The 13,716-nt window shown below is 72.0% G+C and carries 13 protein-coding genes; 12 read left to right on the plus strand and 1 reads right to left on the minus strand.

Translation table 11 applies throughout. The features are described from left to right. Positions 1-10: 10 nt before the first annotated feature. The 11 genes from ACN261_RS08700 to ACN261_RS08750 all read left to right on the plus strand — a co-directional run bounded on the left by ACN261_RS08700 (position 11) and on the right by ACN261_RS08750 (position 11,320). Complete coding sequence (locus tag ACN261_RS08700) at positions 11-382, plus strand: DUF485 domain-containing protein (RefSeq protein WP_088643583.1); 372 nt, start codon at positions 11-13, stop codon at positions 380-382. After that, positions 360-2,033: a cation acetate symporter gene (locus tag ACN261_RS08705; protein ID WP_421484744.1), complete on the plus strand. Its 1,674-nt coding sequence runs from the start codon at positions 360-362 to the stop codon at positions 2,031-2,033. The genes ACN261_RS08700 and ACN261_RS08705 overlap by 23 nt, the downstream gene beginning before the upstream one ends. 163 nt (positions 2,034-2,196) lie before the next feature. Further along, the gene (locus tag ACN261_RS08710; protein ID WP_422754074.1) at positions 2,197-3,174 is read left to right on the plus strand and encodes a GDP-mannose 4,6-dehydratase; all 978 of its coding nucleotides are present in this window, start codon (positions 2,197-2,199) and stop codon (positions 3,172-3,174) included. Between the two features lie 77 nt (positions 3,175-3,251). After that, positions 3,252-4,481, plus strand: coding sequence for an LCP family protein (locus ACN261_RS08715; protein ID WP_425849447.1), 1,230 nt, complete (start codon positions 3,252-3,254; stop codon positions 4,479-4,481). Between the two features lie 259 nt (positions 4,482-4,740). Further along, positions 4,741-5,949: an LCP family protein gene (locus ACN261_RS08720; RefSeq protein ID WP_421484747.1), complete on the plus strand. Its 1,209-nt coding sequence runs from the start codon at positions 4,741-4,743 to the stop codon at positions 5,947-5,949. A 197-nt stretch (positions 5,950-6,146) separates the two neighbouring features. Next, positions 6,147-7,088 carry an LCP family protein gene (locus tag ACN261_RS08725; protein ID WP_421486951.1) on the plus strand — a complete coding sequence of 314 codons (942 nt, stop codon included), beginning with the start codon at positions 6,147-6,149 and terminating at the stop codon, positions 7,086-7,088. 84 nt (positions 7,089-7,172) lie between these two features. Next, on the plus strand, positions 7,173-7,508 hold the full coding sequence (locus ACN261_RS08730) for a rhodanese-like domain-containing protein (RefSeq protein WP_088643589.1): 336 nt from the start codon (positions 7,173-7,175) through the stop codon (positions 7,506-7,508). A gap of 10 nt (positions 7,509-7,518) precedes the next feature. After that, complete coding sequence (locus tag ACN261_RS08735; protein ID WP_421484748.1) at positions 7,519-8,310, plus strand: glycerophosphodiester phosphodiesterase; 792 nt, start codon at positions 7,519-7,521, stop codon at positions 8,308-8,310. 116 nt (positions 8,311-8,426) lie between these two features. Next, positions 8,427-9,884, plus strand: a complete 1,458-nt coding sequence (locus ACN261_RS08740) for an ATP-binding protein (RefSeq protein ID WP_421484749.1) — start codon at positions 8,427-8,429, stop codon at positions 9,882-9,884. A 54-nt stretch (positions 9,885-9,938) separates the two neighbouring features. Beyond that, positions 9,939-10,385 (plus strand): ATP-binding protein, encoded by a 447-nt coding sequence (locus ACN261_RS08745; RefSeq protein WP_421484750.1) that lies wholly within the window; start codon positions 9,939-9,941, stop codon positions 10,383-10,385. Positions 10,386-10,438: 53 nt separating this feature from the next. Then, the gene (locus ACN261_RS08750; protein ID WP_421484751.1) at positions 10,439-11,320 is read left to right on the plus strand and encodes a DUF5926 family protein; all 882 of its coding nucleotides are present in this window, start codon (positions 10,439-10,441) and stop codon (positions 11,318-11,320) included. Positions 11,321-11,430: 110 nt separating this feature from the next. Here ACN261_RS08750 and ACN261_RS08755 read toward each other — a convergent pair whose 3' ends face one another. Beyond that, positions 11,431-12,648, minus strand: coding sequence for an arginine deiminase (locus ACN261_RS08755; RefSeq protein ID WP_425849452.1), 1,218 nt, complete (start codon positions 12,646-12,648; stop codon positions 11,431-11,433). A 164-nt stretch (positions 12,649-12,812) separates the two neighbouring features. Between ACN261_RS08755 and ACN261_RS08760 the strand changes: the two genes are divergently transcribed. Beyond that, on the plus strand, positions 12,813-13,550 hold the full coding sequence (locus ACN261_RS08760; RefSeq protein ID WP_421484753.1) for a hypothetical protein: 738 nt from the start codon (positions 12,813-12,815) through the stop codon (positions 13,548-13,550). The last annotated feature ends 166 nt before the right edge of the window (positions 13,551-13,716 follow it).

The following is a 13,716-nucleotide window of genomic DNA, read 5'->3' on the forward strand; positions in this document are numbered from 1 at the left end:
TGATCCACAGATGTCCACGGACACACCCACGCCCGCCCCGGCCGACTCGGCGGCGGAGCGTTATCTGGCCGTACAACGGTCGGACGAGTTCGTCGGGTTGCGCCGCGCGCTGCGCAGCTTCGTCTTCCCGATGACCGTCGCGTTCTTCCTGTGGTACGCGCTCTACGTGATCCTCTCCGCCTACGCGCGGGACTTCATGGGCACGAAGCTGTTCGGCAGCAACATCAACGTGGCGCTGATCTTCGGGCTGCTCCAGTTCGTCTCGACGTTCCTCATCGCCTGGCTCTACTCCCGGTACGCCGACCGCAAGCTCGACCCGACCGCCGACCGCATCCGTGCCGAGATCGGGGAGGTGAACCGTGAACACGGTCCTCGCGGTTGAGGCGGGCGGCGGCACCGCCCGCAACCTGACCATCACCCTGTTCCTGGTGTTCGTGGCGGTGACGCTGGCGATCACGATCTGGGCCAGCCGGCAGACCAAGACGGCCACCGACTTCTACGCCGGCGGCCGGTCCTTCTCCGGTTTCCAGAACGGCATGGCGATCGGCGGCGACTACATGTCGGCCGCGTCGTTCCTCGGCATCGCCGGCATCATCGCCCTGTACGGCTACGACGGCTTCCTCTACTCCATCGGCTTCCTGGTCGCCTGGCTGGTGGCACTGCTGCTGGTGGCGGAACTGCTGCGCAACTCGGGCCGCTACACGATGGCCGACGTGCTGGCGTTCCGGATGCGTCAGCGGCCGGTGCGTACCGCGGCGGCGGTCTCCACCATCACCGTGTCGATCTTCTACCTGCTGGCCCAGATGGTCGGCGCGGGCGCCCTGGTCGCGCTGCTGCTGGGGATCAAGCCGGGCACAACGTTCCTCGGCATGGACGCCGACACCGCCAAGGTGGCCACCATCATCATGGTCGGCGCCCTGATGATCATCTACGTAACCGTGGGTGGCATGAAGGGCACCACGTACGTCCAGATCGTCAAGGCGTTCCTGCTGATGTCCGGCGCGCTGGTGATGACCGTGCTGGTGCTGGCGAAGTACAACTTCAACCTGTCGGCGCTGCTCGGTGACGCCGCCGCCACGTCGGGCAAGGGCAGCGCGTTCCTCGAACCCGGGCTCCGGTACGGCGTCGAGGTGGCCGGCAACTCGACCCAGACCTTCTACAACAAGATGGACCTGCTGTCGCTGGGCATCGCCCTGGTGCTCGGCACCGCCGGCCTGCCGCACATCCTGATCCGCTTCTACACGGTGCCCACCGCCAAGGCGGCCCGTAAGAGCGTGCTCTGGGCGATCGGCATCATCGGCACCTTCTACCTGCTGACGCTGGCCCTGGGCTTCGGTGCGGCGGCGCTGGTCGGCGGCAAGGAGATCATCGCGCAGGACAAGGCCGGCAACACCGCCGCGCCGCAGCTCGCCGAGGAGCTGGGCAAGACCTTCCTCGGCGGCGACCTGGGCGGGGCGACCCTGTTGGCGATCATCGCGGCGGTCGCGTTCGCCACCATCCTGGCGGTGGTCGCCGGCCTGACCCTGGCCTCGTCGTCCAGCCTGGCGCACGACTTCTACGCCAACGTGATCAAGAGGGGGCAGACCTCCGAACGGCAGGAGGTCCGGGTGGCCCGGATCTCGGCGCTGGTCATCGGCGCGGTCTCGATCGCCCTGTCGATCTACGCGCAGAGCCTGAACGTGGCCTTCCTGGTGGCGTTGGCGTTCGCGGTGGCCGCGTCGGGCAACCTGCCGGCGATCCTCTACAGCCTGTTCTGGAAGCGGTTCAACACCTCGGGCGCGGTCTGGGCGATCTACGGCGGCCTGGTCTCGGCCGTGTTCCTGGTGTTCTTCTCGCCCGTCGTCTCCGGCGCACCCACCTCGATGTTCCCGGACCACGACTGGCAGTGGTTCCCGCTGTCCAACCCGGGCCTGCTGTCCATCCCGTTCGGGTTCCTCTGCGGCTGGCTCGGCACGGTGATCTCCAAGGAGCACGACGAGGACAAGTACGCCGAGTTGGAGGTACGTGCCCTCACCGGCGCGGGCGCGCACTGAACGACCGGCACCACGGGCCCCCGACGCGACCGCTCGCGTCGGGGGCCCACCCCTCGGCCACCCCGGGGAGTCGTCCACCGGGCGGGGACGGGCAGGGTACGGGCCACGCCGGGGCCTCGGGTCGACCGGACCCCGGGCGGCGGGGAGAAGTAGGCTGGCCGCCATGAAGGTTGCCCAGCGGTTCGGAAACGGTCACCGCGTCCTGGTCACCGGCGGTGCCGGGTTCGTGCCGTCACACCTGGCGGACGCCCTGGTCGAGCGCGGGTGCACGGTGGTCGCGCTGGACAACTTCGTCACCGGTTCCAAGGACAACGTCGCGCACCTGGCCGAGCACCCCCGGTTCACCCTGGTCGAGGCGGACATCTCCGACGGCCTGCCCACCCACCACCCGGCCCTGGCGCAGCGGTTCGACGCGATCATGCACATGGCGTCCCCGGCCAGCCCGACCGACTTCGAGAAGTTGCCGGTGGAGATCCTCCGGGTCGGTTCGGTGGGCACCCTGCACCTGCTCGACCGCGCGGTCGCCGACGACGCCCGGTTCCTGATGGCCTCCACCTCCGAGGCGTACGGGGACCCGAAGGAACACCCGCAGCGGGAGACGTACTGGGGCAACGTCAACCCGATCGGGGTGCGCAGCGTCTACGACGAGGCGAAGCGCTTCTCCGAGGCGGCGACCATGGGTTACCGCCGCAGCCGGGGGCTGGACGCGGCGATCGTCCGGATCTTCAACACGTACGGCCCGCGGATGCGCCCGGACGACGGCCGGGCGATCCCCACCTTCATCTCCCAGGCGCTGCGCGGGGAGCCGATCACCGTGCACGGCACCGGTGACCAGACCCGGTCGATCTGTTACGTCGACGATCTGGTGCGCGGCATCCTGCTGCTGCTCGACTCGACGCAGACCGGCCCGATCAACTGCGGCACCGAACACGAGATGTCGATGCGGCAACTCGCCGAGACGATCGTGTCACTCTCCGGCAGCACGTCACAGGTGACCTACGTCACCCGTAGCGCGGACGACCCGGAGATGCGGCGTCCCGACCTGACCCTCGCCCGGGACCTGCTGGGATACCAGCCAGAGGTCTCGCCCGAGGAGGGCCTGCGACGCACCATCGACCATTTCCGCGACCGGCTAGGGTAGCTCCCCCGCGCCACGCGGGACGGTCGGCGGGCTTCACATTCAGCGAACGCTCGACCCGCCTACGTACGCTGAAACGCATGTCAGCGACCTCGTCAGCCGGCGCCTCGCTCCCTTACCTGCACCGCGGCGCGGGCCGGGCCTCGGTGCCCGGCACCGACCGGGGCGCCACCGGGCGCGCCCGGGCGTCCGACGCGCAGTGGTACCCGTCGCACCAGGAGAGTCAGCCCCGGTCGGGCGGGCCGGGCGGCCCCGGCACACCCTCGGGGCCGGGCGGGCCGGGAAACTACGGCCGGCGCGGACCGCGCCCGCGCTGGGGGCGGATCGCCCTGGTGGCCGGCGTGACGGTGCTGGTGGTGGCGCTGCTCGGCGGGATCGGGGCCTGGTTCTACACCCGCAACCTCAACGCGGACCTGGCCCGCACCGACCCGTTCTCGGAGATCACCGGTGGCCGGCCGGCGAAGGCGGTCGACGGGGCGCTCAACATCCTGCTGGTCGGCACGGACTCGCGGGACCCGGACGCGGCGGTCGACAAGCCGGGCGAGTGGCGGGCGGACACGCTGATCGTCATGCACATCCCGGCCGACCACAAGTCGGCCTACCTGGTCTCCGTCCCGCGTGACCTGTACGTGCCGATCCCCGAGAACGCGGGCGCGGCCTGCGACTCCGGTCAGCGTGCCAAGATCAACGCCGCGTTCGCCTTCGGTGGCCTGCCGCTGGCGGTACGCACCGTGGAGTGCTTCACCGACGTCCGGATCGACAACGTGATGGCGATCGACTTCGGCGGCTTCAAGGAGGTCACCGACGCGCTCGGCGGGGTCGACCTGAAGGTGGAGCGGAGCATCACCTCGATCCACAAGCCGTACCGGAAGTTCACCAAGGGCACCATGCACATGGACGGCGCGACGGCGCTGGACTGGATCCGCCAGCGCAAGCAGTTCCCCCAGGGCGACTTCGCCCGGATGCGCCACCAGCAGGAGTTCCTGCGGGCGCTGATGGACAAGGCGGCGAGCACGGGCACGCTGACCAACCCCAAGAAGCTGAACGCGTTCCTCCAGTCGGTGACCGACGCGGTGACCGTCGACAACGACTTCTCCCTCGGCGACATGGCGATCCAGTTCCGCAACCTGCGCGGGGAGAACCTGACCTTCCTCACCAGCCCGAACAGCGGCAGCGACACCATCAACGGGGAGTCGGTGGTGGTCTCCGACCGGGAGAGGGCGCTGGCGATGTACAAGGCGATGTCCGCCGACACGATGGCGGACTGGGTGGCGGCCGACAAGAAGGCGGCCGCCGGCAACGGCAACTGAGGCGTCGCCCGGCGGGGGCGGGCCGTGACGGTCCGCCCCCGTGTGTCAGGCAGATGTCGACGAACGTCATCAGAGGTCATTTCCGGAACGCTTGATCATCGGACGCCAACGGCCGTCCGGTCGCATCGATTCGCCCGAACGGATGAATCATGGGGCTAAAGGTCAGGTTGTCTGGGATTTGTGCGTGTGACGACCTCGCCTTGCCGGGAAGCGGTACGTAAAGTGGTCCCGCCCCCCGATCACGCGAGCTGGAGCACGCATGCCGGTTCAGACCAGCCCCCGCCCATCGCCGCCGAGCGCCGATCCCTACCGGGCGTCGGCCGCCGTCCCGTCACCGGGCGGTCGCGGTGGCCGGCCCTCCGCCACGGCCCGCAAGCGCGCCCGGCGCAAGGACCCGCTCTGGGCGCGGCTGACCGTGGTCTTCGGTGCGGTGCTGATGCTGACCAGCGGCGTGGCGATCGTCGGCAGCAAGGCGCTGATCAGTCAGGCGACCGGCAACATCGCCCAGCGCAACCTGCTCGGCGGGGCGGGCAAGACCGAGGCCGAGGGCGGCGCCAACCTCGACGGCCCGATCGACATGCTGCTGCTCGGCGTGGACGCCCGGGAGCGCTGGGCCGCCGACGACGTCCGCTCGGACAGCATCATCGTGCTGCACATCCCGGCCAGCCACGACCAGGCGTACCTGATCTCGATCCCCCGGGACACCGAGGCGCAGATCCCGCCGTTCAAGAAGAGCGGGTTCAAGGGCGGCACCGACAAGATCAACGCGGCGTTCCAGGCCGGCGCGCGCAACGGCGGCGGCTGGGAGGGCGGCGCCCAGCTGATGGCCCAGACCATCAAGAACATGACCGGGGTCAGCTTCGACGGGGCCGCCATCATCAACTTCGGCGGCTTCAAGAACGTCATCGACACCCTCGGCACGGTGCGCATCTGCGTCAGCCACGAGGTGAAGTCGCACCACATGATGATGGTCGACGGCAAGCAGATGTGGAACGCGGACGCCAAGAAGACCGGCCGTCCGATGACCCCGGTGGTCTACAAGAAGGGCTGCCGGGAGATGAACGGTCTCCAGGCGCTCGACTACTCGCGGCAGCGCTACGGCCTGCCGAACAGCGACTACGACCGGCAGCAGAACCAGCAGCAGCTGATCAAGGCGATGGCCCGTAAGGCCACCGACAAGGGCATGATGACCAACCCGGTCAAGGTCAACCAGCTGATCAAGGCGGCCGGCAAGGCGTTCATCCTGGACACCGGTGGCGTGCCGGTGGCCGACCTGGTGTTCACCATGCGCGGGGTCACCGCCAACGAGTTGACCATGCTGCGGACCAACGGCGGCACGTTCAACGGCAACGCCAACAACCGCGAGGCGCTCAGCCAGCAGACGCTGGACATGTTCCAGGCGATCAAGGAAGACCGGCTGGGCGAGTTCGTGTACGCCAACCCGAGCGTGCTGTCCACCCGCAAGTGACCGGCCGGTAGTCGCGGCGAACCGGCCCGGGGGCCGGGCGACCCGCCGTAGCCTGACGTGAGAGATATTCACGTTGCGGCCACGGGGAGGACGTCACGGCCAGGTCAGCGCGATCCGACCGGGGGCGGGGCACACCGCCTCCCGGCCGGCGCGGGGCACGCTGGCCACGGGCCCTGCTCGGCGTCGGCCTCGCCCTGGTGCTGCTCGCCGGGCTCGCCGTGGTCGGGGTGCGGCTGCTCGCCCACCGCTACGAGCGCACCGTCAGCAAGGAGCAACTGCTCTCCCCCGACGCCCGGCAGGCCCGCACCGAACTGGACACCGGGCTCAACTACCTGATCGTCGGCTCCGACCGACGCCCCGGCGCACCCGGGCCGGACCAGCGGTCGGACACCATCCTGATCGTGCACGTGCCGCCCGGCCTGCGGCAGGCGTACCTGATTTCCGTCCCCCGGGACCTGCTGGTCAGCATCCCCCCCGACGGCGTCGGCTACGCCGGGGGCCAGGACAAGATCAACGCAGCGTACGAACACGGCGGCGGCGGCGAGGGCGGGACCCGCCTGCTCTCGGCCACCCTGACCCGGCTCACCGGCATCCGCTTCGACGGGGCGGCCCTGGTCGACTTCGCCGGTTTCCGACGCGTCATCGACCTGCTCGGCGGCATCCGGATGTGCGTCGACACCGAGGTCCGCTCGATCCACACCGGCGTCGTCTTCCCGGTCGGCTGCCAGCAGATGGACGGCGCACGGGCGCTGGACTACGCCCGGCAACGCTACGACCTGCCCAACGGCGACTACGACCGGCAGCGCCACCAGCAGCAGATGCTGCGGGCGATGATGGACCGCGCCGGCGAGACCCACCTGCGCACCGACCCGGTGCAACTCGACCGGGTGCTGCGGGCGGTCGGCAACGCGCTCACCGTCGACACCAACGGCGTACCCATGGACGAGCTGCTGTTCGCCCTCCGGTCGCTGCCCGCCGACGCGCTGCGCGGGGTGCAGCTCCCGTCCTACCCGCAGACCATCGACGGCGTCTCGTACGTGGTACTCGACAACGGCGGCGGCGGGCTCTTCGAGGCCGTCCGCACCGACCGGCTGCCCGACTGGTCCCGGGCCAACCCGCGCTGGGTCAACCGGCTCTGACCGTCAGGCCGTACACCCGCCGACAGGCCGCCACGCCGGGCGCCGACGTGCCCTCGCCGGCACCGAGGATCTAGGCTTTCGACCGTGTTCGGATCCCAGGTTCCCAGTGTCCCCGTGACCGCGATCGACGACGACACCTACCTGCTCGACGTCCGCGAGGACGACGAGTGGGCGGCGGGCCACGCGCCCGGCGCGCACCACGTACCGATGATGGAACTGCCGGCCCGGCTCGCCGAGGTGCCCACCGACCGCGACGTCGCGGTGATCTGCCGCTCCGGCGGGCGCTCCGCCCAGGTCGTCGGATACCTGCTCGGCAACGGCTGGGAGCAGGTCCGCAACGCCGACGGCGGGATGCGGCAGTGGGCGGCCGTCGGCAGGCCGGTCGTCACCGGGGACGGGCAGCCCGGCCAGGTCATCTGAGCGGCGCAGCATGGCTGATCCACTGGTCTTCGCGCACCGGGGCGCGTCGGCCGACCTGCCCGAGCACACCCTGGCGGCGTACCTGCGGGCCCTCGACGAAGGCGCCGACGGGCTGGAGTGCGACGTCCGGCTGACCCGCGACGGGCACCTGGTCTGCGTACACGACCGGCGGTTGAACCGGACCAGCAACGGTCACGGCCTGGTCAGCGCCCGCACCCTGGCCGAGCTGGAGACCCTGGACTTCGGCTCCTGGCACCCCGGCTGCGCACCGGCCGAGGGCGACACCGCACCTGACGACACCCGTACCCGGCTGCTCACCCTGGACCGGCTACTGACCGCCGTCCGCGACGCCGGACGCCCGGTCAAGCTGCTGGTGGAGACCAAACACCCGTCCCGCTACCGGGGCGACGTCGAGCGCCGGCTGGTGACCATGCTGCGCCGGCACGGACTGGCCGAGCCGCGCCCGGACGACCTGGTGCAGGTCACCGTGATGTCGTTCTCCCCACTGGCGGTACGCCGGGTGCGTGAACTGGCCCCGGCGCTGCCGACCGTGCTGCTGCTGGAGGTGCTGCCGCGCTGGCTGCGGCTCGGTCGGCTGCCGTTCGGGGCACGGATCGCCGGGCCGGGCATCGGCCTGGTCCGGGCCCGCCCGGAGCTGGTGCCGACGCTGCGCGCCGCCGGCCACCCGGTGTACGTCTGGACGGTCAACGAACCCACCGACCTGGAGCTGGTCCTCGACGCGGGGGTGGACGGGGTGATCACCGACCGGCCCGCGCGCACCCTGGCCCGGCTGGGCCGGTGACGCCCGGCTCACACCGGTCCCCGGCCGACGCCGGTGGTTCGGGCCGGCACCGGCTGCCGGAGCCGGGTGACCTGCGGGGGGTGCCCGAACCGCCCGGTACGGGGCAGACTCGGGGCATGCCGGAGCGCCCCGATCTCGCCACCCTCATCGCCGACCACGGCGCGGTGATCGAGATGATCAACTCAGGTGAGGCCGGCCTGCCGGTGCTCACCTCGCTGCTCCGGGCGGCCCGCCCCACGCTCGGCGCGGCCTGTGTGGCCTTCGTCGAGTTCGCCCCGACCGGCGGCCGGGTGATCGCCGCCAGCGGCTGCGCCGAGTGGACCATCGGCCGCCCGCTGCCCGCCTCCGACCCGGCCACCGTCTGCCTGCTCACCGGGCCCCGGGTCCGGCAGGCCCGGCTGGACCGCCTCGACGGTCCGCTCGCCGCGGAACTGGTCGGCAACGGCCTGCGCCGCATGATCGTCGCCCGCGCCGAACTCAACGGGCTCACCGTCGGCACCCTGCACGCCCTCTACGCCGACGACGACGAGACCGAGGACCGCGTCCAGCACGCGACCCTCGGCTACCTCGCCTCCTGCATCGCCCACATGTACGGCGACCAGAGCGGCCTGCCGGTGCACGGCGACGGCCCGGTCGTCGCCGCGCTGGCCGACGGCCTGGCCGTGGTCGACCGGGACGGTCGGGTCCGGCTGTGGAACCCGGCCGCCACCCAGGTCACCGGGCGCAGCGCCGGTGACGCGATGAACCGGCCGCTGCCGTTCCCGCTCCCGCCGGCCGGCCAGCTGCTCGACCACCAGCTCCCGGACGGGCGGTGGCTGCGGATCACCACCGGCGAGCTGGTCGGGCCGGGCACGCTACGGGTGATCACCTTCCGCGACATCACCGACCAGCGACGCCGGGAGTCCGACCGGGACCTCTTCGTCGCGGTCACCAGCCACGAGCTGCGCACCCCGGTCACCGTCATCAAGGGGTACGCCGACACCCTCACCGACCACTGGGAGTCGCTCACCGACCACGACCGGCGGCAGGCGGCCCGGGTGATCGGTCAACGGGCCAACGAACTGGCCCGGCTGGTCGACCGGCTGCTCACCTCGGCCACCGACGTACGCTCCGACGGCGAGCCGGCCGTCCCGTTCGACCTCGGTGAGGCGCTGCGCGCGGCGGTCCTGGACCTCCCCGGCGACCTGCGTCGACGCCTGTTCCTGCACGTGCCCGCCGACCTGCCCAAGGCGCTCGGGGACCGGCGCAGCCTGACCACCGTGCTGACCGAGCTGTGCACCAACGCGGGCAAGTGGGCGCCGGCGGACTCCCCGATCGAGGTGTTCGCCTCGGCCGACGGGCAGACCGTGTCGTTCCGGGTGACCGACCGGGGGGTGGGCATCCGGCCGGAGCACGTCGAACGCGCCTTCGACCGGTTCTGGCAGGGCGAGTCCGGCGACCGGCGGGCCTATCCGGGTGCCGGACTCGGCCTCTATCTCGTCCGCCGGATCGTTGAACAGCAGAATGGATGGGTATCCCTACGTCCACGCGACGGTGGCGGTACCGTCGCAGAGGTGCGGCTCCCCCGCGGGTGAGCCGCCCGGTGGGCCGGACGACCCACCGCGGGCACGGGCCGAGAAGGAGCCGGAGTGTCGACGGGACGAACCGAGCGTTCGTGGTGTGTGGTGGTCCCCCACCACGCCACCGGCGCGCGGCTGGCCCGGCACCGGCTCGCCGACGAACTCGCCGACCTGGTGCCCCCGGCACTCCTCGCCGACCTGGTGGCCGTCCTGGCCGAGCTGGTCGGCAACGCGGTCCGGCACGCCGACCCGCTGCCCGGCGGGGTGGTCCGGGTCGCCTGGCGGCTGCGTCCGACCCGGACCGGGCCGGGCCTGTCCGTCCGGGTGACCGACGGCGGCGCCGGGGCCGGCCCCCGGATGCGGGCCGCCGGCACGGACGCCGTCGACGGCCGGGGCCTGCACATCGTCGCCGGGCTGGCCAGCCGCTGGGGGGTCGACCGGGACGGTCTGGGGCAGAGCGTCTGGGCCGAGTTCGACCCCGCCGACTGCCGGCCGGACCTGGTCGCCGCCGGCTGACCGGGGCGGGTCCTTCCCCCACCGCCGCCCGCCGGGCTCTAGGCTGTCTCGCCGTGAGCAAGCGTCGAAAGAACCAGCGCGCCGAGTCCGCTCCCCGCCGGGAGAAGATCCGGGACGTCTTCGTCCCCCGTCCGTTCGAGGGGCTGGTGGACGAGCCGGAGTGGATCGCCCTGCGCGAACTCGTACCGGCCGCCTCGGCACCGCTGCGGCTCACCCCGGACCTGGTGGAGGAGCACGGCGACCGCCCGGTCACCCTGGCGACCGTGCTGCCGATGGCCGCCCCGGCGATGACCAAGCCGGACGGTCGGGTGTTCATCGGCCTGCAACGGCACCAGCAGTCCGGCGACGTCTCCCGGGACCTGGCCGACGCGCTGCTCTGCGCGCTGCGGACCGAGCCGGGCGGGGCGGTGACGGTGCCGCCGCTGCCGGGCCCCGGCCCGCGCCTGCAGGACATCCTGGTGGACGGTCCGCTGGAGATCACGATGCACGACGGCTTCGAGTTCTGGCTCGACCCGGGCGCGGCCGACGACCCGACCGTGCAGGCGTCCCTGGAGCGGGCGAACGCGGCGATCTACCCGACCGTGAAGCTGGCCGCCGCGCGGGCCGCCTACTGGTGCCAGGTGCCGGAGAAGGCGCACGTGCGCTGGGTGCTCGGCGACGACGAGGACGCCGCGCTGGACGCGCTCTCCCGGCTCTCCGCCGCCGGTGCGCTCACCCTCGGCGACGGCACGAGGTTCGCCGGCATGTTCCGGGCGCACGGCCGGCTGGCACCCGTGTGGGACCTGCCGGAGGACGTCCCGGCCGCCGAGTGGGAGGAGCCGGTGGCCGCGTTCGCCAAGCGGTACGCCGACGCGCTGGCCGAGAAGGAGCCGTTGGACGCCGCCGGCCGCCGGGCCCGTCAGGGTCTGCTCGGCCGCCAGCTCACCCTCCGCTAGCCCGCCGGCCGTCTCGTCCGCCGGCCGGGCCGGTGCGCCGGGGTCGTCGGTCCGGGCCGCCGCCCCACCCGGGGCGGCCCCGGCCGCCGGGCCGCCCCGGGTGGGGCGGTTCAGCCGGCCGTCGGGTGCAGCGGCTCGCGGACCAGCGGGCAGGACATGCAGCGGGGGCCGCCCCGGCCGGAGCCCAGCTCCGAACCGGCGATCGGGATGACCTCGATGCCGGCGCGCTCCAGCTGGGCGTTGGTCTCCACGTTGCGTTCGTAGCCGACGCAGAGCCGGGGGGCCAGGGCGAGGGTGTTGTTGCCGTCGTCCCACTGTTCGCGTTCGGCGGTCACCGGGTCCAGGCCGGTGTCGATCACCCGGAGCTGGTCGAGGTCCATCGCGTCGGCCGCCGCGCGCAGGAACGGCGCGGGGCCGTCCACCCGGGGCTCGCCGTCCGGCCCGGCGATCACCGTGTACGCGGACAGCGTGCTGGCCACGTTGGGGTACATCAGCACCGCGTCGACGTCGACCATGGTGCAGACGGTGTCGAGGTGCATGGTGGCCCGTTCCTGGGCGATCGGCACCACCAGCATGGTGTGCGCCAGGCCGGCGGCGAAGACCTGCCGGGCCAGTCGTTCGGCACCGGCCGGGGTGGTCCGCTCGCCCACCCCGACGGCGAGCACCCCGGGGGCGAGCAGCAGCACGTCGCCGCCTTCGAGGTGTTCCAGGCCGGGGTGGTAGACGGTCCTGGTGCCGACGAAGCGGGGGTGGTGCCGGTAGATCGCGTCGGTCAGCGTGGTCTCCCGGCGGCGGGCCGGCATGGCGAGGCTGGTGACCCCGACCCGGTCGCCGATCCACAGTGACGAGTCCCGGGTGAAGAGCAGGTTGGGCAGCGGGTCGATGACGAACTCGTGGCGGTCCATCATCGTCCAGACCAGACCGCCGGGGCGTTCGGCGCTGATCCGCACCTCCTCGTGGGCGAGGCCGGCGATGAGCACGTCGGCGAGCGCGACGGGATCGAGGTAGGTGAGGTGGTCGGCGACCCGGCGGCGCAGGGTGTCGCCGAGCCGGGGTGACGCGAGCACCTGCTCGGTGAGTTCGGCGCGGGCCTCGGCGACGGCGAGGGTCTCGGCGAGCAGGGTGGCGAGGTAGAGCACCTCCACGCCCCGTCCGCGCAGCTCGGCGGCGAAGGCGTCGTGCTCCTCCTGGGCCCGGCCGACCCATGGGATAGCGTCGAAGAGCAACGAGTCGTTGTTGCGGGGGGTGAGGCGGGCAAGTTCCCGGCCCGGTCGGTGCAACAGCACCGTGCCGAGTCGACCGACCTCGCTGTCCACGTAGTGGGTCACCCCCGCAGCGTAGGGCAGTGATGAACGATGTTCAGCGGAAGAACTGCGGATGAATATGGCATTCATCCGCACTCATTCCGGCGTTCCAACTTGCCGTACCCCCACAGTGGCGACGTAGGGTAGTGAGAACATAACTTTCGAGGGACCTTTTGCCGGAGGTCGCGATGACTGTCTTTCCCGCTCGTCGAGCCGTACCCACCCGGGCACTGCCGCCCGTGGCGGTGCCGCACCCCCGTCCCGACGGGTCCGCGGCTCTCGACCCGGTACGTCCGACCCCACTGGAGTGGGCACGTCGACGCCGGGCCGAGCGGGGCGCCCGCCGGCTGGAGGCCGCCGGTGCGCGGGCGCTCGGTCAGCTCGACCACCTCGGCCCCGCCTGGCACGTCATCGAATGGCCGCGCACCGACGTCTCCGACGTCCTGCGCGACCACGGCCAGGACGAACGCGCCGGGTTCCTCGCCATCGGCCCCAGCGGGCTGTTCGCGGTGAGCATCGCCGACCACGGCCGGGCCCGGGTGCTGGTCGCCGGGGACGTGGTGCAGATCAACGGCAAGCGCCCGCCGTACGTGGCCGAGGCCCGGCGGGACGCCAAGCGGGCCAGCAAGGCACTCAGCCAGGCGGTCGGGCTGCCGATCCCGGTGACGCCGGTGCTGACCTTCGTCGGCTCCGGCGTCATCAGCGTGTACGGCCTGCCGAAGGACTGCATGATGGCGACCCACCGGGAGCTCGACCGGCTCCTCGTCGCCGGAGGCAACCGGATCAGCCCGGCCACTGCCGAGAAGCTGTCCCGGGTCGCCCAGGCCCCGCAGACCTGGCACAACGGCACTTACCGTCCCACCGGCGACTACCGGTGGTACGACGAGGGCCGAACGGCCGCTGACAAGCCGGCGGGTCGCCGGTAACGTCACCGGCGACGCCCCGCGGTACCGGTCCCCCCGACATGCTGGTCCGCGCCGTCGCCGGCCGCCCACCAGGGCACTTGATCCCTCCACCGGCGGCCGGTGGCTCCCGCGCGGTCGGCGACCGTCACGAAGACCGGCTAGCGTGGACAGACCGTCGGTGTACCTA

Source organism: Micromonospora sp. WMMD723 (assembly GCF_049863385.1).
Taxonomy (GTDB): domain Bacteria; phylum Actinomycetota; class Actinomycetes; order Mycobacteriales; family Micromonosporaceae; genus Micromonospora; species Micromonospora wenchangensis.

What these genes read in the sequence shown, in the direction of transcription:
- ACN261_RS08700 (WP_088643583.1), top strand. Translation starts at nt 11, where the DNA reads ATGTCCACGGACACACCCACGCCCGCCCCGGCCGACTCGGCGGCGGAG.
- ACN261_RS08715 (WP_425849447.1), top strand. Translation starts at nt 3,252, where the DNA reads ATGTCAGCGACCTCGTCAGCCGGCGCCTCGCTCCCTTACCTGCACCGC.
- ACN261_RS08735 (WP_421484748.1), top strand. Translation starts at nt 7,519, where the DNA reads ATGGCTGATCCACTGGTCTTCGCGCACCGGGGCGCGTCGGCCGACCTG.
- ACN261_RS08710 (WP_422754074.1), top strand. Translation starts at nt 2,197, where the DNA reads ATGAAGGTTGCCCAGCGGTTCGGAAACGGTCACCGCGTCCTGGTCACC.
- ACN261_RS08720 (WP_421484747.1), top strand. Translation starts at nt 4,741, where the DNA reads ATGCCGGTTCAGACCAGCCCCCGCCCATCGCCGCCGAGCGCCGATCCC.
- ACN261_RS08740 (WP_421484749.1), top strand. Translation starts at nt 8,427, where the DNA reads ATGCCGGAGCGCCCCGATCTCGCCACCCTCATCGCCGACCACGGCGCG.
- ACN261_RS08760 (WP_421484753.1), top strand. Translation starts at nt 12,813, where the DNA reads ATGACTGTCTTTCCCGCTCGTCGAGCCGTACCCACCCGGGCACTGCCG.